At 41.2% G+C, this 24,200-nt stretch carries 22 protein-coding genes and 7 pseudogenes; 17 read left to right on the top strand and 12 right to left on the bottom strand.

Features of this window, described 5'->3' with window-relative positions:
• Positions 1 to 88: 88 nt before the first annotated feature.
• Positions 89 to 556, top strand: a pseudogene (locus CDC33_RS34505) (GNAT family N-acetyltransferase); the annotation flags it as partial.
• A gap of 64 nt (positions 557 to 620) precedes the next feature.
• On the opposite strand, the gene CDC33_RS34510 reads toward CDC33_RS34505, so the two are convergent.
• Positions 621 to 815, bottom strand: coding sequence for a DUF433 domain-containing protein (locus tag CDC33_RS34510; RefSeq protein ID WP_109013095.1), 195 nt, complete (start codon positions 813 to 815; stop codon positions 621 to 623).
• Between the two features lie 245 nt (positions 816 to 1,060).
• Here CDC33_RS34510 and CDC33_RS34515 point away from each other — a divergent pair, with 245 nt between their 5' ends.
• A complete protein-coding gene (locus CDC33_RS34515) occupies positions 1,061 to 2,803 on the top strand; it encodes an FAD/NAD(P)-binding protein (RefSeq protein WP_244919505.1) in 1,743 nt (580 codons plus the stop codon).
• 605 nt (positions 2,804 to 3,408) lie between these two features.
• Here CDC33_RS34515 and CDC33_RS34520 read toward each other — a convergent pair.
• Both CDC33_RS34520 and CDC33_RS34525 read right to left on the bottom strand, forming a co-directional pair.
• The gene (locus tag CDC33_RS34520; protein WP_244919506.1) at positions 3,409 to 3,810 is read right to left on the bottom strand and encodes a hypothetical protein; all 402 of its coding nucleotides are present in this window, start codon (positions 3,808 to 3,810) and stop codon (positions 3,409 to 3,411) included.
• Between the two features lie 113 nt (positions 3,811 to 3,923).
• Positions 3,924 to 4,232: a hypothetical protein gene (locus tag CDC33_RS34525; protein ID WP_109013096.1), complete on the bottom strand. Its 309-nt coding sequence runs from the start codon at positions 4,230 to 4,232 to the stop codon at positions 3,924 to 3,926.
• A 139-nt stretch (positions 4,233 to 4,371) separates the two neighbouring features.
• Here CDC33_RS34525 and CDC33_RS34530 point away from each other — a divergent pair, with 139 nt between their 5' ends.
• The 6 genes and pseudogenes from CDC33_RS34530 (at position 4,372) to CDC33_RS34555 (ending at position 9,929) form a co-directional block, all read left to right on the top strand.
• Complete coding sequence (locus tag CDC33_RS34530; RefSeq protein WP_244919507.1) at positions 4,372 to 4,710, top strand: hypothetical protein; 339 nt, start codon at positions 4,372 to 4,374, stop codon at positions 4,708 to 4,710.
• A gap of 4 nt (positions 4,711 to 4,714) precedes the next feature.
• Positions 4,715 to 5,827: a glycosyltransferase gene (locus CDC33_RS34535; protein ID WP_109013097.1), complete on the top strand. Its 1,113-nt coding sequence runs from the start codon at positions 4,715 to 4,717 to the stop codon at positions 5,825 to 5,827.
• 79 nt (positions 5,828 to 5,906) lie between these two features.
• Positions 5,907 to 6,146: a hypothetical protein gene (locus CDC33_RS34540; RefSeq protein ID WP_244919508.1), complete on the top strand. Its 240-nt coding sequence runs from the start codon at positions 5,907 to 5,909 to the stop codon at positions 6,144 to 6,146.
• Between the two features lie 282 nt (positions 6,147 to 6,428).
• A complete protein-coding gene (locus CDC33_RS34545) occupies positions 6,429 to 6,731 on the top strand; it encodes a hypothetical protein (RefSeq protein ID WP_099066929.1) in 303 nt (100 codons plus the stop codon).
• Between the two features lie 579 nt (positions 6,732 to 7,310).
• A pseudogene (locus CDC33_RS42050) lies at positions 7,311 to 7,658 on the top strand (ISH3 family transposase); the annotation flags it as partial.
• A 69-nt stretch (positions 7,659 to 7,727) separates the two neighbouring features.
• Positions 7,728 to 9,929 (top strand): plasmid replication protein, CyRepA1 family, encoded by a 2,202-nt coding sequence (locus CDC33_RS34555; protein WP_369694408.1) that lies wholly within the window; start codon positions 7,728 to 7,730, stop codon positions 9,927 to 9,929.
• Positions 9,930 to 10,579: 650 nt separating this feature from the next.
• Here CDC33_RS34555 and CDC33_RS34560 read toward each other — a convergent pair.
• From CDC33_RS34560 to CDC33_RS34585, 6 genes and pseudogenes are all read right to left on the bottom strand, one after another.
• A complete protein-coding gene (locus CDC33_RS34560) occupies positions 10,580 to 11,527 on the bottom strand; it encodes a DUF4351 domain-containing protein (protein WP_109013098.1) in 948 nt (315 codons plus the stop codon).
• Positions 11,528 to 11,585: 58 nt separating this feature from the next.
• Positions 11,586 to 11,735: pseudogene (locus CDC33_RS34565) on the bottom strand (glutathione S-transferase); the annotation flags it as partial.
• A gap of 289 nt (positions 11,736 to 12,024) precedes the next feature.
• A complete protein-coding gene (locus CDC33_RS34570) occupies positions 12,025 to 12,369 on the bottom strand; it encodes a PEP-CTERM sorting domain-containing protein (protein WP_244919510.1) in 345 nt (114 codons plus the stop codon).
• A gap of 95 nt (positions 12,370 to 12,464) precedes the next feature.
• Positions 12,465 to 12,713: a hypothetical protein gene (locus CDC33_RS34575; protein WP_109013099.1), complete on the bottom strand. Its 249-nt coding sequence runs from the start codon at positions 12,711 to 12,713 to the stop codon at positions 12,465 to 12,467.
• A gap of 115 nt (positions 12,714 to 12,828) precedes the next feature.
• Positions 12,829 to 13,780 (bottom strand): annotated as a pseudogene (locus tag CDC33_RS34580) (RNA polymerase sigma factor, RpoD/SigA family).
• 91 nt (positions 13,781 to 13,871) lie between these two features.
• Positions 13,872 to 14,672: pseudogene (locus CDC33_RS34585) on the bottom strand (ATP-dependent DNA helicase); the annotation flags it as partial.
• On the opposite strand from CDC33_RS34585, the pseudogene CDC33_RS34590 reads away from it, so the two are divergent.
• The 9 genes and pseudogenes from CDC33_RS34590 to CDC33_RS34630 all read left to right on the top strand — a co-directional run.
• Positions 14,653 to 14,842 (top strand): annotated as a pseudogene (locus CDC33_RS34590) (hypothetical protein); the annotation flags it as partial. The pseudogenes CDC33_RS34585 and CDC33_RS34590 overlap by 20 nt on opposite strands.
• Positions 14,843 to 15,035: 193 nt before the next feature.
• Entirely contained in the window at positions 15,036 to 15,191 is a 156-nt protein-coding gene (locus CDC33_RS39555; RefSeq protein WP_244919567.1) for a hypothetical protein, read from the top strand.
• Between the two features lie 417 nt (positions 15,192 to 15,608).
• Positions 15,609 to 16,568, top strand: coding sequence for a ParM/StbA family protein (locus tag CDC33_RS34600; protein ID WP_109013102.1), 960 nt, complete (start codon positions 15,609 to 15,611; stop codon positions 16,566 to 16,568).
• A 5-nt stretch (positions 16,569 to 16,573) separates the two neighbouring features.
• Positions 16,574 to 16,867: a hypothetical protein gene (locus CDC33_RS34605; RefSeq protein WP_109013103.1), complete on the top strand. Its 294-nt coding sequence runs from the start codon at positions 16,574 to 16,576 to the stop codon at positions 16,865 to 16,867.
• A gap of 427 nt (positions 16,868 to 17,294) precedes the next feature.
• Positions 17,295 to 17,774, top strand: a complete 480-nt coding sequence (locus CDC33_RS34610) for a hypothetical protein (protein ID WP_181374326.1) — start codon at positions 17,295 to 17,297, stop codon at positions 17,772 to 17,774.
• A 115-nt stretch (positions 17,775 to 17,889) separates the two neighbouring features.
• On the top strand, positions 17,890 to 19,110 hold the full coding sequence (locus CDC33_RS34615; protein ID WP_109012853.1) for an ISAs1 family transposase: 1,221 nt from the start codon (positions 17,890 to 17,892) through the stop codon (positions 19,108 to 19,110).
• Positions 19,111 to 19,557: 447 nt separating this feature from the next.
• Positions 19,558 to 20,076: a DNA cytosine methyltransferase gene (locus tag CDC33_RS40910; RefSeq protein WP_280524479.1), complete on the top strand. Its 519-nt coding sequence runs from the start codon at positions 19,558 to 19,560 to the stop codon at positions 20,074 to 20,076.
• Positions 20,077 to 20,461: 385 nt separating this feature from the next.
• Positions 20,462 to 20,854: an ester cyclase gene (locus CDC33_RS34625; RefSeq protein WP_109013104.1), complete on the top strand. Its 393-nt coding sequence runs from the start codon at positions 20,462 to 20,464 to the stop codon at positions 20,852 to 20,854.
• A 427-nt stretch (positions 20,855 to 21,281) separates the two neighbouring features.
• Positions 21,282 to 21,528: pseudogene (locus CDC33_RS34630) on the top strand (ISNCY family transposase); the annotation flags it as partial.
• A 520-nt stretch (positions 21,529 to 22,048) separates the two neighbouring features.
• On the opposite strand, the gene CDC33_RS34635 reads toward CDC33_RS34630, so the two are convergent.
• The 3 genes from CDC33_RS34635 to CDC33_RS34645 all read right to left on the bottom strand — a co-directional run bounded on the left by CDC33_RS34635 (position 22,049) and on the right by CDC33_RS34645 (position 24,198).
• A complete protein-coding gene (locus tag CDC33_RS34635; protein WP_109013368.1) occupies positions 22,049 to 22,432 on the bottom strand; it encodes a toxin-antitoxin system TumE family protein in 384 nt (127 codons plus the stop codon).
• Entirely contained in the window at positions 22,422 to 22,712 is a 291-nt protein-coding gene (locus tag CDC33_RS34640; RefSeq protein ID WP_181374328.1) for a hypothetical protein, read from the bottom strand. Before CDC33_RS34640 ends, CDC33_RS34635 begins: the two co-directional genes overlap by 11 nt.
• Before the next feature lie 247 nt (positions 22,713 to 22,959).
• The gene (locus CDC33_RS34645) at positions 22,960 to 24,198 is read right to left on the bottom strand and encodes an AIPR family protein (protein WP_109013105.1); all 1,239 of its coding nucleotides are present in this window, start codon (positions 24,196 to 24,198) and stop codon (positions 22,960 to 22,962) included.
• Positions 24,199 to 24,200: the final 2 nt, after the last annotated feature.

Raw genomic sequence — 24,200 nt, forward strand, 5'->3', positions numbered from 1 at the left:
ATGTGAACGGCGTATTTTATCTCAAGTCTAAGTGGCATAAGCGTTTTGGGCTACTCGTTTAAACCTTTGTGAGAAATCCGGGGATGCAGCATTAATCTTTGAGCAGTATGCACAAGATCCAGAAGTTGCTAAATATACAAGTTGGCAACCACACAAATCCATGAGAGAAGCTGATGAATTCATAAAACGATGCATCTTAGTTTGGGCTAATGCCTCCGCATTTCCTTATGTTCTGATCCGTAAGGAGGATGCTCAACTAATTGGTATGGTAGAAATTCGCATCAATCATTTTAAAGTAGATATGGGATATGTTCTTGCAAAATCAGAATGGGGGAAAGGATATATGCCAGAAGGTGTCCAAACACTGATCGATTGGGCATTAGCACAGAATGAAATTTATCGAGTCTGGGCGGTTTGTGATGTTGAAAACCAAGCATCAGTGCGAGTAATGGAGAAAGTTGGAATGCACAGAGAAGGTATATTAAGGCGCTGGTTCATGCATCCGAATATTTCCCTAGCGCCAAGAGACTGTTATTGCTATGCAATCAGCAAGTAATTTTCTGTAGGGTGTGTGACGCTGCGAAAATATTTGCATGCACCTAGCAATCAGACTTCGAGTGTCACGCATCAAAAACTTGTACCAGGGTGAGGTGAGGCAAACATTGTAAAATTTCTTCAAGCAAGACACCCATCCGCCAAGTTTCAGCGATCGCTCTGACAGATGTATGAGTTCCCTGCATAATTGGCTCACCATTGAGAATATATTCATCTACCAAAACGTTGATATCCTCATCTAAGTACAAGCGAATTTGCATTCAATATAAGCATTAATTTCATCTTGGCGATCGCTGATTTCGTTTACCGATCAGGGATGATTACCACGTAATCCCAAACTACTGTTAATTTATCAATTAAATGTATTTAGTGCTTGAAATCAGGGTATTATTAGAATTTATAAGAAATCAAATCTTAATTTTTTTATCTAAATTGGAAAGACATTTAGTCCCAGTAAAGAGACTTGATGAAATCAGCGTAACTATTGATTCTAGCTAAGACCGCCATGAACCCTAGTTTTTTAACTGCCCATACTCCAACCACGATCGCTATTGTTGGCGGAGGTTTTAGTGGTTCTCTAGTCGCTACCCACTTATTGAAAACTGCCACCCAACCCCTCACCATTAAGCTGATTGAGCGTAGCGATCAAATTGGCAAGGGAATTGCCTACAGCACAGATACCAACTGTCATTTGCTGAATGTATCGGCAGGCAATATGAGTGCATTTGCCCACGATCCAGCGCATTTGTTACGTTGGCTTCAGCACAACCGCGATGAGTTAACAGCATTTTTTTCAGAAGAAGTCAATGCTAGTACCTTCATACCTCGTAAGGTCTATGGTTTATACATTCAATCGGTTTTGGCAGAAGCAGAAGCCACAGCACCCAGTGATGTGCGACTAGAACGCTTCACCGATGAAGTGGTAGGAGTACAGCCTGAAGAAAAAGGCGCAATGATTTCTCTGCGTAGTGGTCGCTGTTTTGCCGCAGACAGAGTTGTGTTGGCATTGGGGAACTCACCCTCTGCACCCCCCGCCATTCAAAACGCAAACAGTAATAATGAAAGTTATCTGCGGAATGCTTGGTCAGCCGATGCCCTAGCAGACCTTGATACTGATGCACCTGTGTTGCTAATTGGTACGGGGCTGACGATGGTGGACATGGTTTTATCTCTGAGCGATCGCCAGCATAGAGGTAAAATTTATGCAGTGTCTCGACGAGGATTATTTCCCCTCAAACATCAAGCGGCTCAACCTTATCCCTCCTTCTTGACCCCAGAGACTTCACCAAAAAATGTGCGCGATTGGTTACATCGAGTACGTGCTGAGGTGGAAATTGCTGCTGCCCAAGGCTACGACTGGCGGGCAGTAATTGATTCTCTGCGTCCCATAAATCAGAAAATCTGGCAAAAACTACCGACTGAAGAACAGCAACGTTTTTTGCGTCATCTGACACCGTATTGGGATGTGCATCGTCACCGCATTGCCCCAAGGGTGGCGAATGTTGTCACTGAAATGCTGGATTCTGGTCAACTCACCATCTCTGCTGGGCGGATTCGGGAATATCAAGCTTTACCTGATGGTGTAGCTGTAACCGTATGCCAGCGCAAAACCCAAACTAATCATATCTTGCACGTCCGCCGGGTAGTTAATTGTACAGGGGTAGCAGCAGATTATCGCCGATCGCCTCATCCTCTGATTACTGATTTGCGATCGCAGAAATTAATTCGCCCCAATGCCATCGGTTTAGGATTAGATACAGATACCCACGGTGCTTTATATGCAGCAGACGGTAACGTTTCGACGCTGTTTTATACCTTGGGAACTCCGCGCAAGGGCGACTTGTGGGAAACTATCGCTGTACCAGAATTACGGGGACAGGCGCAGGAATTATCTAAGGCATTGTTGCAATCATTACCAGCGCGTGTGCGGACTATTCCAACGATGCCTTTGTTAAGCGAGCGCAGTGCAGAGATACCGCAGTCAACTTTCCTATTTCGGCAATTTTTTGACCCTGCAACTAGTAGTTATACTTACTTAATTGGCGATCGCCAGACAGGAGATGCTGTTCTAGTCGATCCTGTATTAGAGCAAGTTGACCGCGATTTGGAATCTTTGGATGAATTGGGATTAAAACTACGCTACTGTCTAGAAACTCACCTCCATGCCGATCACATTACAGGGGCAGGCAAACTTAGTACAGGTAACCGTAAAAAGGGGTCGGAAATAGGAGAAGATAGTTTCTGTTGAGTGAGATCAAGAATTAGACATGCAAGGACGTATCTCTAGTTGTAGCGACCTGCAATACTAATCGCTCAAACCTGCAATCAAGACATTTACAAACCAGGATTAAATGCAACTATAATTGTGCTTCAGCCAGGATTAAATGCAACGTTCCCCTTGATTATTTGCAACCAACCTGCAATCATCGCTTTGAGCCAGGATTAAATGCAATCTCTTAAAGTTAAAAAAACGAACGGTTTTTTAACTGCGTCACCAGTAAGGCTTAGAGTTACTTTTACCGTTGGTTTTTAAGTAAAAAAACTCGGTAAAGATTTCATTGTTAATTTATAAAATTCTCAAATGAGTTTTTTGACAAACTCCTGTCAAGGAGAGAAAACTTAGTCATAGTAAAGTGTTGAGCTGATTTGCAATTAAACAAGCGTCGAAACGGATGATTGCAGGCTGATTGCATTTAATCCTGGCTCAGTTGCAGTTAATTCTGGCTCAACTGAAATTATAGTTGCAAATAATTCTGGTTTGAAAAAGTCTTGATTGCAGGTTTGGGCATTTATAATTGCAGGTCGCTACAGGTATGTATGCCAACTGCTTTGTAATCGCCGCTACCAGCGCTCTCAATTTCCGCGATCGCATTTAAGAGCGATCGCCTGGATCGCCTGTAAAGAAAACTCCTCTGCCTGCAATGCTTCACTGATATCTCCTAACTTCAAATATTGGTCAGGAGTCATACCCACATTCCAAGTGCGACTCAGGTCATAACCTAGTGTCTGGCTGTAGGGACTGCCATCAATTGCACCAGATTGACTGATACCTGGTAGCTGGGCCAGAGAAATGCGGCTCCAGTCTGGCAGCAAAACTTTAGTAGCAGGTAGTCGAGACTGAGGATTTGCAACTTCTACAATTCGAGTCGGTAAATTGCCATCACCAATTGTGTTGATTGTAGCTTGTGCGGCGATACTATAAATAATACAAGCAATGACAACCAGAAGAGATATCCATGCTTTTGGTATCTTCATAATTCCAGGTTTAAAAATGACAGCAAATATACCCCAATAAGCAAAGTAATTTATTGAATAAAAACCCAATTAATTGTTGCTTATGGGGTATAGTAAGAGAGTGAAAATATGACTTATAACTCTAGCTCTGGGGATGCTGACTGTTGATTTTTCTTAGACTTGTAACCGGAGCCAGAGCCATATCCTGATAATTGAGGATTGGGATTAGCAGCCGATTCAGTGTAAGGTGTATCCCCAAGATTGATTTCAAAAATATTCTCTTGATAACCATCCCTAAATTGGTCTGTTTGCAAGGGATTACTACTATCTCCAGAACTTAATTGCTCAACACCGTAACCTCCAGATTGATAGCCACTGCCAGACTGATAATTATTACTGTCGTCAGTATCAAGATTTTGGTTAATTGTGGGTTCGTTATTCATTGGCATTACCTAAAAAAGCTGTATCAATGCCAGCATAAAAAGATTTATCTAGTATCAGCCTTCACCTATTGGACATTAATTTTTTAGCCGATTGGCTATTTTTGGTGATGCGCTCATATCGAGATGACAAATGGAGCAAATGAATTTGATTTCACCAGAATTAATGGCAGAAATCAGTGATGGTAATAGTACCAACCTGCCAGACAATACCCGAAAAATGCTGCAAATTCTGGCAAGTTTAAATACACCAAAAGAATTATTAGCAAGTCTTTTGGAAATAGCTGAATTTTCCCTACACCATGTTCGCTACCTTGCAGGGCCATTGGTAATTCATCGCAGTCCTTGGAGCGATACGATTCCCCAATGGCTGAAGTTTGCTTGTATTCAGGAGCGATTGGAACTTATCTTCACTGAATACGAACAGGAATGGACTAAAATCAGAAATTATATGCAAATACTGCTGCTTGTAAAGAGGTAAGAAAGTGAGCCGAATCCTGATTACAACGTTGGGAACGCTTGGTGATTTACATCCCATGATTGCGATCGCGCTAGAATTGCGGCAACGCGCTCATGATGTAGTTTTTGTAACGCATCAAGTTTATCAATCCAAAATTGAAGGTTTGGGATTCGAGTTTCATTCAATGCGTCCTGATTTCACAGCAATAAATGATCCCCAAGAAATGGCGCGAATGATGGATCTGAAAACTGGACAGGAATACATGGTGCGTCAGTGGGTAAATCCGAATCTGCGCTGTATGTATGCTGACTTACATAATGTTGTCAAAGGCGCAGATTTGATTTTTTCAGGAGAAGGAGTGATTGTGACTCCACTTGTGGCAGAGAAATTGGAAATCAGATGGGCATCCAGTGCAATGGTTCCACTATCATTTTTCTCAGTTTACGATCCACCAGTTTTAGCACCATTTCCAAGTTTGTCAAAGCTGTATAAACTAGGGCCAATTGTAAATCGAAGCATAATCAACTTTGCAAAACTTGTTAGTAATTCGTGGGCAGAACCAATCCACCAACTTCGGCGGGAACTAGGTTTATCGCCCATTAACTATAATCCCTTCATTGAGAACAGATTTTCACCATATCTTGTAATTGCACTGTTTTCATCAGTCTTGGGTCAACCTCAAGCAGATTGGCCTTTAAATACGGTAATCGCAGGATTTACATTTTACGATGGTAGTGAAGATGGGACAAAGCTGACACCCCAACTAGAGCAATTTTTAAATGCAGGTGAACCGCCGATTATTTTCACTTTAGGATCAGCCGCAGTTATGGCTCCAGGTCGATTTTATGAGGAAAGTATTACTGCTGCAAAACTCTTAAACCGCCGCGCTGTTTTACTAATTGATAGAAACACCCCTCCAAACAACCTTTCAGAAGATATTATTGCCGTAAGCTATGCACCATATTCTCAAATTTTCGGGCGTGCTTGTGCAATTGTACATCAAGGCGGAATTGGAACCACTGCTCAAGCTTTATGTGCAGGTCGTCCAACGCTGGTAATGCCCTACAGTCATGACCAGCCAGACAATGCAGCAAGAGTTGAACGCTTAGGGGAGCAACGCGATTTTGTGAGGTGCTAAAATCTGGGACGTATATAGCTTGTTTCAGGATGCGATCGCAACTAAAAAACCAGATTTTGTTGAGAATATAGGGGTGTAATTGAGAACTAAACCCCGATCTCACTTTTTCGCGTTGCTCCCAACGCTTAAACGCTTAGGTACTTCGCGGATGATTCTGCGAAAGGAATATTCAGCAGTAAGAGTAGCCAAGAAATTACGTCAACTGTTAGGAAATCCCAACTATGCAGTGAAAGCTGCGAAAATTGCAAGTATTATACAAGCAGAGAATGGGGTTAAGGTGGCGTGTGATGCGATTGAGAAACAACTGGCAGCTGCTTAAACTTTGAGGTGAGCTTGGTAAAAGATGTAGACAAAATTGATTTACGGACAGCCAGAAAAATTGCTACTGCCATAAAAAAAGCTTCAACATCTCCTGAATCGGTATTCTAGCCATTATAAATAACGGAACTATTTTAACTATATCTGCTTACGCAGATTGAGAGTGAATCCAGAGTTTAAAACCCGCTTAATTGGGTTTTATTGGTGTGTCTATAAACTCTGTGACTGACAAATACCTGATGTCAAAAATGAGTTCCAATATTTACATATTTGAGGTGTATCAATGTCTAACCCCCAGATTTTAGGGGCAAGAGAAATTCATCTAATTTCACTCTACAGTCACTGGGAATTTGGTATGAAACCAGAAGAATTTTATGCCAAATGGGATGTGAGTTATGAACAAATTGCCTTAATATGCTGTCGTTCTGATTCTACGGTCAGAGGTTGGTTTAAGCAAGGTAAATTTAGACGCTATCCTCAGCCTAATGATTTACGACATTTGGCATTCATGGACTTTTTACTGGAACATTTTGAAGAAGTTCCCGAACAACTTTGGCAATTGCTATGTCTGACTCATTCGCCTTGATCTCAATAACATTTCTCTTCTACATATAGCAATCTGGTTTGATTACTGAAAGGTTTTTAAAACAAAAACTTTGTCCTGCAAGGTTTTCAGACTCAGTACACAATATTTCATTCCAGTCGGAACGCTATATATCTGTCCAATAAATCTAATGCACGCATAATTCTAATTGTCAATATCAATTTGACCTGTCTTTGAGTATACCTCCTCGTTTAAGGTAAAATTTGGCGATTTTAAAGCACATAGCAAGCATGGTTATTTTACAGAATTTTTAAGGGGTAGAATATGACTTATTCTGAGCAATTAAAACCGTGGTGTATTGTCCGTGATATTCCCAATCAAGAAAATATTGTTGTGAAAAGATTCCGCCGACGTGATGATAAAGCTGCTAGTAGTGGAGACAGGATTGAAAATACAGCTAAAACTTGGAAAAAAGTTCCGTCTGGTAACGATATTAGATATCATCTAGATAAAATTGATAACTTTGAAGATTTAGAAATACAAATTAATCAAGCTTTAAAAAGTCGAATTCCAATTGGGATTGAAAAAGGTTATTTAAAGATAGCTATTGATTTAAACTTAATTCCTTACTATGCTTATGTAGTACACAAAATAAAAACAAGTTTATCTTATATTCATCAAGATTATCGAAAAAGATTTGGGATTGAAAGTAGTTATCGGCTCAAAAACATCTGCCGGATTAGAACAACTAATAAAAAGCCAGCCTTGAGATTATTGTTTGTTGGTATCTCTTTCATTTTAGTAAATATCTGGGTTAATCTTCTCTGGGCAAAAATTAGTCAACCCAGGAAAGGTGGACGATTAATTTACCGTAAACTGTTTAGCCTCAAACAAATGTTGGCTTTCTTACGTCAAGCTGTTGAAAAAATACATGAAGTCGTTGAAAGCATTTATCTTCCATCGGGTTAGTTCCCAGAAACTAAGTTATCGCCTGGATATAAGCAAATATTATAGATAACCAACATACTTGCTTAAACGGTGGCTGATAAAAAGTATTACAGACTACAAAATTTTCTAGCGATCGCTCTTGGGGGAAAAGTTTGTGATCTACTGACTGTATCATACACTACTTTTTTTGACGATCGCAAAACTTTTCGGTCTACTGACATTGAACTAGGCGGCTGGTGGTGCAGTGGCGTTGACCCCCTCAACGAATACGCGCTAATGATGTGGGGCTGCTTCAAACCCGACCATCCCCGACGTGACCGCCAGAAAATTCACAAATTCATCAAGTACGAACACCCATTCAGAGAAGAGACACGCGCTTTCTTCCTTTTAGTGCCGAATCGCATCTGGGTGAAAGTCTCTAATCGTAGCGGCATCCCCATCACTGAAGAAGACTTGCAGCACCCTGGCGGTTTCTGGCATTGGGTTTGGCGGCACAACGTACCAGTGACAATCGTGGAAGGTGTCAAAAAAGCAGGGGCATTACTGACTGCTGGTTATGCTGCGATCGCAATTCCTGGCGTTAACGCTGGATACCGCACACCCCAAGATGAGTACGGTACTGCTGTTGGTAAACCCTCTCTGATTCCCGACTTGAAACATTTCGCAACACAGGGGAGACAGGTTAACATTTGTTTTGACCAGGACAATAAACCTGAAACAGTCCAACGGGTGAGAACCGCTATCAGTCGCATGGGACGGCTGCTGGTAAATGAGGGGTGTTCGCTGCGGGTGATTGATTTACCGTTAGGGGCAGAAAAAGGGGTTGATGATTTTATCGTTGCTCATGGTCAGTCGGCATTTGACGCACTCTACAACACCGCCGTTGCACTGGAGTTATGGGAAATTAAGCTGTTCACTCTGCTGACTTATCCCCCTTCAATCGCACAAAACCTTCGATTCTTGGATCACTTGCTTGTACCAGAGGGTGAAAAACTGATTATTCTCAAAGCTCCCAAAGGTACTGGTAAAACCCAATGGCTGTCTACTGAGGTGGCGAAGGCGCATGATCAGGGGCGTAGAGTATTAATCATCACCCATCGCATCCAATTAGGTGAGGCATTATGCGATCGCTTTGGAGTGAATTATGTCACAGAAGTTCACGGCTCCGAAACAGGGGATTTGTTAGGATACGGTGTATGTGTTGATTCGTTGCATCAGCACAGTCAAGCGCGATTCAATCCCAATGATTGGTCAAATGATGTAATTATTATTGATGAATGTGACCAAGTATTCTGGCATTTACTTAACTCTGGTACGGAGGTTGCTAAACGTCGGGTATCGGTTCTAAAAAACCTGAAACAACTGGTACAAAATGTTCTCGGTAGCGAACACGGCAAGATTTACCTTTCTTCTGCCGATGTGTCAGATACTGATGTAAAGTATGTTTTATCACTCGCTGGTGAATATCGGGTTAACCCGTTTGTAATAGTCAACAACTATCGGCACGTAGCCGGTAACTGTTACAACTATTCTGGCAGTAACCCCAAGAATCTCATCGCTGCACTAGACAAAGCGATATCCATTGGGGGGCATCATCTATTGTGCTGTTCTGCTCAAAAAGCCAAATCTAAATGGGGAACCCAGGCACTTGAAGAACGTTTTCGTCGCAAATTCCCTCACTTACGAATACTGAGAATTGACAGCGAATCTGTTGCAGACCCCTCTCATGCTGCTATGGGGTTTATTTCTCACCTGAACGAAATTCTGACCGAGTATGATTTAGTTATCGCCTCACCCAGTCTTGAAACTGGGGTATCCATCGACATTGAAGGACACTTTGATGCTGTTTGGGGAATTTTTCAGGGAGTGCAGCCGGTTAACTCGGTGCGGCAGATGTTGGCACGGGTTAGGGAGACAGTTGACCGTCACATTTGGGTTAGAGAGTGGGGGATGTCGGTTGTGGGCAATGGCTCTACAACGATAGGAGGATTGCTGAGAAGTCAACACGTCGCAACGAGGGCTAACATTGCGCTTTTGTCGGCGGCGGATAATGCGGATTTGAGCTATATTGATCAGAATTTTCAGCCCGAATCCTTACAGACCTGGGGCAAGCGCGGTTCTGTGATTAATGTGGAGATGCGACGTTATCGGGAATCAGTGCTTGGGGGATTGGTCGAAGATGGATACATTATTATAGATGCCAACGATGCTGATAATGATGAGAGCGGGGCTGTAATCGAGTCAGTTAAAGCGGCTAGTCAGGAATTGTATACTGCGGAGTGTGAAGCGTAGGCGTAGCCCGCCGCAGGCATCGCTAATTCTGATGAACTCTCTGATGCCGAACTCAAGAAGCTGCAAGACACAAGGGCGAAAACCAAAACTGAACGACATCAGCAGCGCAAGGCGGAATTATCCCGTCGCTATGAAGTTGACGTGACCCCTAATTTGGTGGAGAAGGATGACGACGGCTGGTATCCTCAACTGCGGATGCACTATTATTTGACACTGGGGCGAGAGTTTTTGACGAATCGTGATACCAAAAGAGCTGCATCGCAGTTAGAAGCAGGGGAGAATTCGATTTGGAAACCGGATTTTAACAAGGGGCAGTTATTGCCTGCTGTACTGTTGTTAGAAGAAGTGAATTTGTTGCAGTTGCTTACGCCTGGGGAACGGTTACGTGGCAGTGACGAGAAGATGGTGGAGTTTAAGGCACTGGCGCTAAAACATCGGCACATTATCAAGAATTACTTGAATGTTTCCATTTCTGAAAAACATACACCGATAGCGATCGCACAGAAGTTACTTGCCAAAATTGATTTGAAGCTGGCTTATGTTGGTCGATTGGGTAAGCGTGAAAATCGGGAGTGCGTCTATCGGTTTGTTGCTCCTGATGATCAGCGTGATTCGATTTTTGGGCAGTGGTTAAATCGAGATGAAGTATTTCAAAGTGAGTTGGTGTCAGTCAGTAATAATATAAGTACAACCACACCAGTAACTGACACAACATCACTTTCCATATCCCACAATTGCTCAATAGATAATCCTCGAACTCGTTCAATCAAAGATGCATCAATTTCACCAAGACCACGATTTAGCTGACGTATAATTAAATCCTGTTGTCCTTCTTGTCTCCCTTCTTGTTTTCCTTCTTCTTTCCCTTCTTGTCTCCCTTCTTGTTTCCCTTCAAGTTTTGCTCTTTCACGGTCTTGCTGATAAAGTGGTTCTAATCGCATAATTAACTCCCTATCATCTGATTCTAAATTTTGATTGATTCTCAAATTCTCGCGCAAGTTATAAACTAACTCTAGCGTCGCTTGCTTGTATGGATGATTCAATGGTAACGCTGATAATTCCACAATCGCCTGTGACTGCACACTTCCCCTGCCAAGAATTCTCAACCACAAGGTTTCCGGTGTTTGTGGTAGTTGGTGAATAGCTACAATTGCTGTCCGTAGAGCATCACCTAAAAAGTATACTCCTGGTAACCACCCCGATTTCTGATTAACGTTAAAGCTTGATAGTAATGCTGGGGATGCAGTTGGACTAAGAACCCATAGTTTCGGAATATCTGATTCTTGGAGTCTGGTTTTATTCGCTTTAGCGTCTCGCCGCAAGAGAGCTTTTACTTCTAATAATTTTTGAATACAATCACAAATTTCATCACTAGAAGCTGCATTGCGAAATGGTTCTAATATTGCTGGAAACTCTGTAAATCTTCCAAGTAACCCTAACAGTTCTAAATTAGAGTTCTGCTGTACTGAAGGAGTAAATAACACATCAATTTCTTTGATCTCTCCTGAGATTTTTGATGATGACTTTACTTCCCCATAAGGTTTTAACAGTTCTTCAAGATAGTCTTTGGCAAATTCGTCATGTACAAATCGAGTCATTCAATTTGGTTTATTTGAAATTGGTTTGAAGTGATTAATAATATTTTATCTGTAGAAGTTATTGCTTAGTGGGAATGGGGGCTGGCTGCCCATCACCCGCAAGGGCTGCGGTTTTCTCCAGGGATTCCCTCAATCGCTTGGCTGCGTAGATGGACATATCTCGCGGTACATTAATGCGATCACGCAAATATCGGAGAGCGACATCAGAATGACACACACGATATTCCCCAAACATTTAACAAGGCTGTGCAAGCGGGGAAAGGGCTGAAGCTGAAAATGCAGCAAGGGCTAGAGGGCGCTGGCTCGCTCTACACTGAGCTTGTTTCAAAAGTTGGTGATGCTCTCTCTATTGGCGTAGCTGATGGTGAGCCAATATAGAACGCATACCTGGGGCAGTGGCAGGTATGGGTTAACTTTGCCCACGGGTGCAAGTCTGTGGTGTGCGATTGGCTAGTGGGGGTGTAGATCGATAAAGCTTTGGTAAAGAGTTGAATAATTCATGCTTCAGATTTCGTCTCACTAACTTTTTTAGAGACAGCAATTGCACCAACTCCAAACAATAGACCTAGTAGGGAAGTAGGTTCTGGTACTGATGTAGATGAAGAACTCAAGGTAATATTGGCAGCAGAATCTTGATAGATGTATGTTCCTGCCCGTCCGACTTCACCCGTCAAGCTAATTTCAGAGCTTGAAGTTCTTTCTAGGGTATATCTTGGAGCATCAAAAGCAATGCCAAAATCAACTACTAAATTCCAATTCGACCCAGAATCAAGCTCAAAATCGACATCTGGGGTTAACCCCTGCAAAAAACAGTTTGCACCTCCTGAATGACTCCTAAACATTAGAGTTACTTTTTACCAGTTTGAGTAAGGTTGGGCGAATGAGCGCACTGTTTCACTCACTTTCGTGCGCTCACTCAAAACCTTGAGACAACAAATCATCCGGCTATGTCTTTACCACTTTTGTAAGTCATAGCTCTGGGTTTTCTCTTCTGTATAGGCACTACTGATTTCTTGGGAGGTTGAGGAGGACGACATATTTCACAGTAAAGCGGTCGCACACCAAAGGTTTCTCGTTGTGTGGGTTGTTCGCACTGCTTACATACAAAGTTAAAAACGCGGGTGTGAATTTCCCGCTTATGCGCTCTGACGGTGTACTCTCGAACATCGATTGTTTTGCTGGGCATTGACTACCTTTTTGGTCTTACTTCTTCAATATAGTTTTTCATATTAGTTCTGCAAGATCCGTGCGTCATCTGACTAAAGTAATTCTACTTAATCAAATAAATACTCTTGCACTACTTAATCAAATAAATACTCTTGCATGTCATTTTGATGATGGCGGAGAATACTTATAGCTTTGACCTGGATTTGACGAATCCGCTCTCGGCTGAGGTTTAGCTGTTGGCCAATCTGAGCGAGATTGAAATGCCGATCGTTCTCTAACCCAAAGCTTAAAGTCAACACTTGGCGCTGTATAGGTGTCAATGGTTCTAGGAATTTAGCCACGTCTTGGGATAGAAGTTCTTGGGTAAGCAGTTTTTCTGGTGAAGCGCCAACGTCTGCTAAAATTTCGCCCAATTCTGTCTCTTTTTCATCTCCGACTTGTTTATTTAAAGAGATGGCTGTACGAGAGGCGGCGAGATATTCTCGAAGCTTATCTGTACTGAGGTTTAATGATTTTGCTATTTCTTCAGCAGTGGCATGACGACCGAGTTTTTGAAAGCTTTCTCGCTGTACTTGTCTTTTTTTTGGTAAGTATTTCAGTGAGATGAACAGGCAATCTAATAGTGCGCGATTGTTCTGCGATAGCTCTGGTTATAGCTTGACTAATCCACCAGTAGGCGTAGGTTGATAGCCTATAACCTCGGTTGGGATCAAACTTTTCTATACCTTTTTGTAAACCGATCGCTCCTTCTTGGATCAAATCTAGAAATTCCAAATTGCGGTTCTGGTATTTCTTGGCAACAGATACTACCAGCCGCAGGTTAGCTGTCACCATTTTTTGTTTAGCTTTTTGACCAAGGTATAGTGCTGCTCGGATTTGTGCTTCGGTTTTTTCAACAGCGTTGGCTAATTCTCTTAAAGTTGGTTCGCGGTCTAGCTGTTGAGTGAGTTCATTTTTAGATTGCTCAATGGCAATCATTTCTTGTACCTGTCTACCATAAGCGATTTCTTCCTCTGGCTTTAATAAAGGATACTGACCAATTTCCTGCAAATAGATGCGAACCATATCTGAACTGAGGCTGGACATACAACTCAATGCTTTTTTTAACCAGGGGATTTAAAAGTATAAATCAAATAGCTCATTAAAATTTTCTATTTTTAATAGTCAAAATTCATCACTAATGCAGTCCTGGATGAAGTAACCTCTGCTTCAACCTTGTGTAACGCTGTTGGTCGTCAGTAGAGCGCACCGCCAGAGATATCGCTTTTTTTGCGCCAACTACGATCGCTAACTTCTTGGCACGGGTTAGCCCGGTGTAAAATAGGTTCCGGGTCAACATCATATAATGCTGCATATAAATTGGCAGAATTACCACCGGATACTCTGAACCCTGGCTTTTATGAATAGTCACACACCACGCCAGGGCAATTTCATTGAGGTCAGCGTAATCATAAACAACAGTCCGCTCACCATATTGGACTGTAACTTCTTGCTCGACAGTATCAATGTTTTGGATGATTCCTAAATCGCCGTTAAAGACTTCGCGGTTGTAGTCGTTGGTTAGTTGAATGATCCTATCGCCCTCGCGTAACAAATTCCCACCTCTGTTAATCTCCACCTTGTTGGGGCTGGGTGGATTAATCAACTGCTGCAACACGGTATTAAGATTGCGAGTACCCACAACTCCCCGTGTCATCGGGCAAAGCACTTGGACATCAGTGGCCCGATTGTAACCTAAGCCAGGGAGCAAGTCTGTAATCAACTCGCAGATTGCTTGCACTCCATGTTCAGGCTGATGACCTCCACCATGCCACAGACAATCAGACACAGGATTATCAGAAATTGGCTCGATTGTCGGATAAATTCCTCGATTAATTTGGTGAGCAGCAGAGATGATTGCGCTCTGTTGAGCTTGGCGAAATACCTGGGTCAACCGCACCACGGGAACTCGCCCAGAATTGATCAACAGTACTACTACTGCTGAACAGTATGAAGCTACAGCACTCACCAGTTACACCTGGCAAGTCAAGTACGCGAATAACCTAACAAGTCAACCACAGCCACGTATTGAAATCTTTGCGAATACTTCAGTGTTGAATCAGAATGGATTGAAACCGCCAGGAGCAGTTGTTGGCCCAGATGACCTAACAATTCGCAATTCGCAATTCGCAATTCGCAATTCGCAATTAATAATACCCTACGCATAAATGTGCTTGCTCTGAATATTGATACTACGTGTTCTTTTCTTTTCATAATTGAAATTAGTTGCTCTGTACCCCAACGCCTCAATTATCAATTACGCCGTAATTGCGAACTGCGAATTGCGAATTGCGAATTGGAAATGACCTATGGAGTAGGTAATACTCAGAACACGCTACCTACTAATTATGATGTTTATCGGCAAGTAGTAAAAGCTTACCCCCAAAGAACTCCTTTGGAATTGACTCTGGGTGTGAATGATAATTCAGTAGAGAAAGCTGAACCTGTAAGCAAGTAGTAACGCACTCGTTACATAGTCAGCAAGAAGTTAAAGATCAAAACTGAATTGCTTTTCAACAAAAAATTGATAGTAAAGTATAAATCAAAGGGTCAATAATGATCTAATTTAATTTCTGGTGCGTTGATAAAAAAGATTTCAAAAATTCTTATTGGGGGCTACAGGGGGGCTATATATACCCCAACAATAGCTTAGGACTTTGGGGACATTTTGACACCTATATAGGATATACATAGGTGGTAAGTAGGGTATTTTTGACTAGCTCATATTTTGTACCCCACTTAGCCCCTAAGGGGTTATGATAAACTCTTGAGATTAGGAAAAAAAGGGGAAGTTATTTTATTCTTCTTTCTCTTGCCCTTGCAGATCACTTGAACAGATAATTTTCACTTTCTTAAAGTTTATTACTTGGAGCAGATGTCAAACATTCACACGTTGCAAAAAATTTTTCCTGCGGGTTTCGATAACGGTTACGGAAGCCTTAAACTTTTAGTCGATGGCTTTAAAGTAGTTCGTGTCCCCAGCTATATAACTAATGCCGAGATGGAAGATGTTCCAGGACGTGTAGTTTTCAACGGTACTGCTTACACTGTTGGAGAATCAGCCTTCCGCACAGGACATTATTTTGACCGCAACACCGATAATAATGAAAATAAAGTCAACAAGGCATTATTGACTTTATTGGGTGCATTGGCACATCTACCACACCGTAAGGCTTGGCACTTAAAATTAGTCGTCAGTTTACATGATGTCGGTCTGGCTGAAGAATTACAAAAAGTACTCAATGGAGAATATCAGCCGATACTTGCTGGCAAGCAATCAGACGTGAAAGTAGAAGTCATCAAAGTTGTACTAGAGGGGATGGGTGCATTATTTGGGCATCCACTACCGAAAAAGTTAACCATTTTAGACTTTGGTAATGGTACGACTCTGTATTCTCGTTACAACCAAGGGAAACGAGAAGTTCACACTGCTTACCCCATCGGTGTAGAAGTTCTCATCGATGATATCTCCCAAAAAATGAAACATTTAAATGGGGGGAAAATCGGGGATGCCTCCAAGATCCGATTTTGTTTGGAAATGGGGCATACCCGATACAGCCGTGACATCGATATCAAAGATGTATACAGTGCTTCTTTAAAAGATTGGTATGAAAAATACTTAAAAAAAGTGGTGAATCTCACATTGGATGCCAAACACCAAGGCGATGAAATCTGGGCGATTGGTGGAGGCTGTCTCTTACCAGGATTTAAGAAGCTGTTGGAGAAAAACGGCTTCCAAATCCTGGACAATCCGGTAGAAGCCAATGTCTCTGGGCTTTTAGAGATGGCAAAAACTATTTTTGCCAAGAACCCAACTACTACATCTCTTAAGTGATCGCAATGGCAGATAAACAAGACTTAGCACCGGAAAAAGTTCGGATCAAAGATAGCTATCGGAAGCGGATATTTGCCGAATCACAGCAACTAGACAAGAGTTACCTGGAGACGCTCTACTTTATCGTCGATTGCTATTTTGCTTTTAGGAAGGGTGCATTTCCCACACAACAAGTAGCTTTCACGCCAATTAATAGTGAAGATACCAAACTTCCTTCAATGACTCAAGAGCCATCTACTATCGAAAACCAAATTCTTGATTCTGATGACCAAACCTTCACTCTTGATTTTGAGTTGTAAGGGAAGTATGGGACTGCTGCCTCTATCGGCATAAGTCAAGCGATCGCACTATAGCGTTATAGCGTCATCGCTTTCTTTTGCATAAAGAAGATAATTCTAGCACCTCTGTTTGCTAAAGTAATTCTAAGGCGCGTGAATTTCCAAACAATTCAGAGGCATCTTAAACAATTCGCAATACCTCGACTTCGCTCGGCACAAGTTCGCAATACTTCGACTACGCTCAGTACAAGTTCGCAATTCGCAATGGGCTTCGCCCCGCTACGCTAACGCGGACTCGCTAACGCAATTACGTTTTGTAATGGGGATTTAGCGAGAAACGCGGTCTTGGGCTTTGCCCAAGAGGAGCGATTTCTCAAGACAGTCCCCAACACAAAACAAGCTTCTTCCTTTGGGGATGGGGTCTTAAACCCTTTAATTTACGATAACTATGAGAATACTTCATGGCACCTGGATACCAAACGAAGAAACTGACTTTATTCAGTCAGGATCTTTTTATTTGTGGGTAGAAACTCAATTATCCCAAAAAAGTCACACCAATAGTCAACAAATTCATCCTGGACATTTGGTTAAATCCGAATTAATCGCCTTTTTAGTACAAGAATTGGGAATTAAAGAAGACAATACTCAATTTGGCCAACGCATATCTCCCAAATACTTTGCTTTACCAACGACCAATAATCAGCCCCTACCCTCACCAGAATTAACCAAGTATTTAGAAATTGAGTTGACTGATACCTATGAAGAATTCCAATATTGGCAGATTGATTGTTATGAAACAGTAGTATCTACCAAAAATGGCACAGCACTTAATATTATTAAACTACTTAAAGATATCCATTTTTTAGCAATATATAATGTTGAGAAGTTTCAAATTGGTTCAGATTTATTATTTTGGTATCAGGGTTAGCGCGTCTCAAACCCTATTGACAAGCGGACTTACCTATAAGCAATCAAGTTGGAAACAAAGTGGCACTATCCGGGCTAGGGTAAGATTTAATCCATCTAGGTGCAAGGTTCGAGTAATGCCAGCAGGATTTGAGAACAAGAAAAGCAAAACCAAAGCATCTTTTACACCCAGTGTAAATAGCAAAGACATTACCACTAAGTTTCAGGAATACTTCACACAAATAAAAGATCCCAGAGTGGAAAGGACAAGATATCATTTACTCACAGATATCATCACCATAGCGATTTTGGCAGTAATAGCAGGAGCGTCAGGTTGGGAAGATATTGAGGAGTATGGAATCAGTAAACAAGAGTGGTTGAAAACGTTTTTGCAACTACCATTCGGAATACCCAGCCCCGATACTTTTAGGAGGGTGTTTGAAAGAATTAACCCAAAAGAATTTGAGCAATGTTTTCGGCAGTGGGTTCAATCCTTGGTTGAGAAATTGGGAGTAGAAGTAGTAGCCATAGATGGCAAAACTCATAGAGGCTCTTATGACCGAGAATCAAAACTAAAAGCCTTGCACACAGTGAGTGCCTGGTCGAGTGAACATCGTTTAGTTTTGGGACAAACAAAAGTCAGTTCTAAATCAAATGAAATCACTGCAATTCCAGCACTATTGGACATATTAGACATCTCTGGCTGCATCATTACCATTGATGCGATGGGTACACAGAAATTGATTGCCGAGAAAATTATTGCAGCTAATGCGGATTATATTCTGAGTCTGAAAGATAATCATCCAACACTCCATCAACAAGTAAAAAATTGGTTTGAGGCAGCACAATCCATTGGATTTAAAGATATTGATATCGGTATTAGTCAACGTATTGAAAAAGGACATCACCGCATCGAAAAACGTACAGTTTACACCGTACCTGTGTCGCAGATTCCTGGACTTTATCAACTAGATTTATGGGGAGGACTAAAAACAATAGTCATGGTAGTACGTTCGATTCAGCATTGGAATAAAACAACACACGAAGTACAATTTTACATTACTAGCCTTATTAATGATGCAAACAAGATTGCTAGTGCAATTCGACAGCATTGGGGAATAGAAAATTCTGTTCATTGGACATTGGATGTTACCTTCCACGAGGATGAATGCCGAATTCGTTCTTTACACAGTCCACAAAACTTTGCTTTACTACGTCGTATTGCTCTTAATGCATTAGAGCGAGAATCGTCTTTTCGTCGCAGTATTCGCCAAAAATCACGACGGGCAGCTATGAACGATCACTATATGCTTTCTGTGTTAGCTGCGGCTCTCTCAAACTCAGTACCTCTGCCATAAATCCCCCTGTCAATAGGGTTTGAGACGCGCTAACCCTGGTACTTTAAGAAGAAGTAGTAAAACAGCTTTCTGTAATCTATTTACTCTCAAACAAATGCTGGAATTTTTACGTCAAACTATAGACCGCGACTATGGGGTAGTTAATGAAGTGTGTTTGACGTAGGACTGACTTGGGTTGATTCTGGGAGGTGATTCATAAGTTTCCTTTATGATTTATCAAAACAGCTCAACTTTTTTAGACTCCGAGCAAACTGTATCATACACTACTTTTTTTGACGATCGCAAAACTTTTCGGTCTACTGTCCTTTGCTTGACGGTAACGCTGCTCTAACTCGGTTAATGATAAATGTGGCTCTATACTAATATGTTTTGGCATTGATACGGTAGATGCTTGCAGCAGAGGGTATATATTGATTTTACTATGGGTGTGCCACCGGACATGATATCATAGGTTTTCCTCGCCGCCCCGATTACCTTCACGCCTCCCCGGTGTGTGCCAACTTCAGTCAAGCTCACACAGCTAAAGCGGGTAAGGGTATTGAAACGGCTGATGATCTGAGTGCAGCGATCGCTATTGCTGAAGCCATCCGACAGTTGCAGCCACGGGTGTTTACGCTGGAGAATGTCCTGCGTTATCAGAACAGTCAGAGTTTCAGTATTATCCTGTCAGCCTTGGAACTTGAGGGGTACTCGGTCGATTACAGCGTGGTCAGCATGGACAAATTCGGATTACTCCAGGCACGTCGGCGGTTAGTTCTGGTTGCCAGTAGGGGGTTTCGCGTTGCCTTACCTTCGGGTGCTACACCTTGTGGTTGGTATACAGCGATCGCGCATCTCATTAAACAGAAACTATCGATTACAGAAGTTTCTTATCTGGTCGGGTTTCAAAGCCAAAGCCATTTTGCTAAAGTTTTTCGCAAGCACGTCGGTATTACACCATTAGCTTATCAACGTCAAATTTCGTAATTCGACTTTTCTTTCCTTTACCTGGTTACATTGCTTGGGGATGTTCCTGCTCAAAATCCAGACGGTTCTTTAACCCTCTTTTGTCACTTTGGTAGAACCCAATCGCTGAAAGGCTTTCAGGGCTTCCATCTCCAGGTTTTGGCTACAAACTTGAGTTACTGTTAGAAAATAAAAGCTCAAAGCTCGACTACATAAAAGTTTCAGAATGTTGCTTCGATTATTATTTTCTGAAAGTGACAAAAGAGGGTTAATTTTTATTCATCTGTATTTTTCAACATTCCCATCAACAATAAAGTCATTCACGCTTTTGAAGTTGTATACTGCTCAATGAAAAACGACTCTCTGGAGAAAAGCTAATGACCGACTTGATAAAAATAAGCAAGTAATCCAGAACTTTGTTCAAGTCGTTTGGAATGGTCGAAATCTTACAGCGTTGAAAGATTTCTGGACAGAGAATTGTATTAACCATGCGATGTCTTGTACAGAAAATTGCGGTATTGATGCACTGAGGGTCTATCATGAATCCTTCTTTGACGATTTCTTCGCTGCGTTCCCCGACATCCAAATTGAGATTGTGCAGCAGGTCGCCGAAGGGGATCGGGTTGTTAGCTACATCATAAGTCACGGCAAGCACAGCGGGTCATTCTACGGCATTGCACCAACTGGCAGGAGCATCTCGACATCAGTGATCCGAATTGATCGGGTTCAAGATGGAAAGATTGCTGAACATTGGTCTGTTTCTGACGCAGCAGGTCTGATGCAGCAACTTCAATCTTGAACTACCAGTGATTTAAAAATTGTCAATAAAGCGTTGATATGTCCAGCAATTCTCATTTTGAAATAAATAGAGTATTAACCCCCATTTCAAAATTCAAAATATAGTACAAAATAACTAGTTTTCCGGGAGAGGCGATGCTTGTGGCGAGGGAAGCGAGGGAAGCGATCGCTAAAAAAACAATTTGACCGATTGATTAAGTATAAATACTCAGTTCGTCGGCGGAAATTGGCTGACAACGAAAAGGGGAAATCCAGCAAAAAAGTTCTGTTTTGAGAAAAGAGAACTCAAGCGAAATAAAAATTTATAACTGTTGTCATCCAGGTAAAATTGGTGAGTTAAAAATCCAATTCTCGCGTCAAATTATTCCAAGATGGCTCAAAAAGCGGCGACTCTAGAAATTTCTGAATTAATGCAAATTTTGCGTGATGTCAAAGCTGGACGCAGTAGGTGGAAAGTTGAGAATGAAGGTAATAACGTTCTAAAAAATCACGGTTACAATTTAGAGCATAACTTTGGTCATGGTCAAAATCATCTGTGCGAATTTTTATTGTCTTTAAATTTACTAGCTTTTTTATTCCATACTGTTTTAGATTTAGTTAATTATACTTATCAAAAAGTTCGTGAGCTATTAGCAACTCGGACTAGTTTTTTTAATGATATTCGTACCTTATTAAAATTTATTTGGTTTAAAAGTTGGTCGGAGTTTTTCTTATTTATTCTTGCCGAATATATCCCGCTCACAAAAGGATATTCTAGTTAAAAATGTCAAAATTCGAGGGGAGGTAAAGATTATTAATTGAGAGAACTTACAAAAAAAGGTCGGAATTTCAGCTATATTTATAAGTTGAAATCTATTTTTTAATGGGCAGATATTTAAAATTATTTCTCTTCAGTTAATTATCATGATTATCTTTCAAAAAATCATAATTAGATAGAAGTTTTCTATGTAAAGAAGAGGATTTTATCTTCTTTTGTTTTCAAAATGAGAATTGCTGATTGCCTACCCCGAATTATTGAGGGGATACGCAACAAAGGTGAATTCCTGGCAGAGCCGTTGGTAAGTCCAGACCACGCAAATCTTTGGGCGTGGTCTACACCGAAAATAATGAGCATCGATGTCAAGCTCCTGTTGAAGACGACAGGGGTATATGTAATGTATATACCCGTTGGCAACGTCTGCCGTAAGCATCGCACTTATCCTAATATTTTCTCAATTTCTTTTAGGATCTCAGCTAAAAAAGGAGCATCTGATTTAACGATATTATCCTCACTTCTATCATGTTTATGATGAGGAAAGGTGGTCAGATTTAATTTTCGGTGATGTTCAGTATTGTCATAGCGAAAAATTAGATTATTCTCTGAATTCATATATTGATAGCTATACATTTTTCTATCAAGTGATATTTCAACATAAACAAATTCCCTCAAATGCAGCAAGGAGTTATCTTTAAATTCGAGTTTGGCTCTGATAAAACCTTCATATATTCCTCTTTTTTCAGTTTCTACATGGAATAATTTAACTATTTCTGAGGATTCAATTAAAAGCCGAATTTGCTGAAAATAATCTTCAATCAACAAAATCAATCTCCTCTATGGATTCTTTTGTTTGTTGTAAATGTGCCAACATTCGAGCTTCTCCAATCCACTCATCAAAGTCAAAATTATGAGATAATTCATCATTATTAAACTGAGTGATAAATTCCTCAGTTGATAATTTATATTTAGTTTCAAATTCCTGAATCCGTTCTTCTGTTCTTTTGATTCCTGCTGTCACACTCTGTAATCTTTCTGACAACGCACTTTGAATAATGCGTCTGAGTGAATCTGGATCTTTTGACCGGAGTTTGAGTTCAGCCATTATTTTTCCTCTCCTGCTACTGTTGAATTCACAAAATAGTCATTGAATGAGCAGTTGTTATTCTATATGGAAATGGAAAATAATCTGTGAGCAATGGCACTTTTTCGATTCCACAAGTTAGTCCATCACTTAAAACAGTTATCAGTTATCAGTTAAAAACCAAGAACTTTACGACTTGACTGATAACTGTTTACTATTAAAAGCCATTGCCCATCTAAAATGGCTCTTTTATAGTAAACTCATACTATTATTTCTTACCTGCTTGCACACGCCCTTTTGTACCTTGTGTCACTTTCGATTCCTCTTCTTTCTTGCTAGAGTTGACCATTTTAACCAAGTGGTGATTTAGATAACTTTGCGCCGAGATATACAGACTTTCCCAAATCTCTTGATTGCGGCTGATTTTTGTACCGACTGTATTTCCTGCTGTTTTCTCCGATACCAAGTATTTACGGAAATAGTTATTCCACAGATGTTGCAGGAAATCTTCGGCAAATTCGTTAAACGGCAGAATCCATTTATAGTCCTTGTCCAAAAATACCCGATAGGACGCAATTATCGGTAATGCGAGGTCAGTTGGCGCACCAAACCCAAAAGAGTACTTACTGTCTGGCAACAATGTAGTTTTACGTATATCAATTGATGCTAAATCGTTGGCACCCTTCCTTCTGGGATTGCTGATATGGTCTTGAATGATTTCGTACAATCTTTGCTCTATCCACAGAGCTTGAGAGAGCAGAGGCAGTAAAGCAGTTAATCTTTCCCTTTCTGCATCTGTAATGTTAGAGGGAAGGCTCATCCCTGCTGGGTGTTTGGTTCGTTGATTGCCGTCGGGATTGTATTTATTTCTGTCGAGGCAGTAAAGGAGCTTGAGCAAATGGGTGACATTGCACTGGGCATTTCTGGGAGCGCCGCTTTGGTTTTGGTAATAGGCGATGCGGAATTTTCTATCTTCTTTCTGTTCTAACTGGGCTAGGTACTGCTTGAGAAATTTGTAATCTCCTCTGGCGTTGACTTTGGAGCGAGAATCTACTGGCGTTGTGGTATTTGAAGCTAGGGCTATATCCTTGGCTGATTCTTCAGTCAGCCCGATGTGAATCGTAACTTTTACTCTGGCCTGGGTTAAGTCGTATTTATAGTTTTTAGCTTGTTCAAAAGCTAGAACTGTATGTCCACCGTTGATAATTCCATCGCTACCCCCCTCGTTAGCTTCTAAAATCTCCAGTTCTAGTTCAGTTTTGTTCTTGACAGGTTTAGCAATATTAGCCGATAGAACGATTCCACTGTGACGGGAGAAGAATTTTTCGGGTTCGGTTGTCAGTGAGTCGAAAACTTGTCTGTAGGTCGCGCTTTTGCGGTTCGGTTCGCGGATATTCGGTTCTAGGGGTAGGTCTGTTGGAAACGAATCTACATGAGCAGTGGCGATGATGCAATTGGGATTGGCTTGAAAATAGTTATCTATCTTAATGTTCCAAGTCTTGGGCATAG

Origin of the sequence: Nostoc commune NIES-4072 (assembly GCF_003113895.1) — a bacterium.
Classification (GTDB): Bacteria; Cyanobacteriota; Cyanobacteriia; order Cyanobacteriales; family Nostocaceae; genus Nostoc; species Nostoc commune.

Coding starts and splice junctions, on each gene's coding strand:
- CDC33_RS34640 (WP_181374328.1), bottom strand. CDS start 22,712: ATGGCTGAACTCAAACTCCGGTCAAAAGATCCAGATTCACTCAGACGC.
- CDC33_RS34530 (WP_244919507.1), top strand. CDS start 4,372: ATGAATTTGATTTCACCAGAATTAATGGCAGAAATCAGTGATGGTAAT.
- CDC33_RS34560 (WP_109013098.1), bottom strand. CDS start 11,527: ATGACTCGATTTGTACATGACGAATTTGCCAAAGACTATCTTGAAGAA.
- CDC33_RS34645 (WP_109013105.1), bottom strand. CDS start 24,198: ATGCCCAAGACTTGGAACATTAAGATAGATAACTATTTTCAAGCCAAT.
- CDC33_RS34520 (WP_244919506.1), bottom strand. CDS start 3,810: ATGAAGATACCAAAAGCATGGATATCTCTTCTGGTTGTCATTGCTTGT.
- CDC33_RS34510 (WP_109013095.1), bottom strand. CDS start 815: ATGCAAATTCGCTTGTACTTAGATGAGGATATCAACGTTTTGGTAGAT.
- CDC33_RS34515 (WP_244919505.1), top strand. CDS start 1,061: ATGAACCCTAGTTTTTTAACTGCCCATACTCCAACCACGATCGCTATT.
- CDC33_RS34605 (WP_109013103.1), top strand. CDS start 16,574: ATGGCAGATAAACAAGACTTAGCACCGGAAAAAGTTCGGATCAAAGAT.
- CDC33_RS34525 (WP_109013096.1), bottom strand. CDS start 4,232: ATGAATAACGAACCCACAATTAACCAAAATCTTGATACTGACGACAGT.
- CDC33_RS34575 (WP_109013099.1), bottom strand. CDS start 12,713: ATGCCCAGCAAAACAATCGATGTTCGAGAGTACACCGTCAGAGCGCAT.
- CDC33_RS34615 (WP_109012853.1), top strand. CDS start 17,890: ATGCCAGCAGGATTTGAGAACAAGAAAAGCAAAACCAAAGCATCTTTT.
- CDC33_RS34610 (WP_181374326.1), top strand. CDS start 17,295: ATGAGAATACTTCATGGCACCTGGATACCAAACGAAGAAACTGACTTT.
- CDC33_RS34570 (WP_244919510.1), bottom strand. CDS start 12,369: ATGTTTAGGAGTCATTCAGGAGGTGCAAACTGTTTTTTGCAGGGGTTA.
- CDC33_RS34545 (WP_099066929.1), top strand. CDS start 6,429: ATGTCTAACCCCCAGATTTTAGGGGCAAGAGAAATTCATCTAATTTCA.
- CDC33_RS34600 (WP_109013102.1), top strand. CDS start 15,609: ATGTCAAACATTCACACGTTGCAAAAAATTTTTCCTGCGGGTTTCGAT.
- CDC33_RS39555 (WP_244919567.1), top strand. CDS start 15,036: ATGACCTATGGAGTAGGTAATACTCAGAACACGCTACCTACTAATTAT.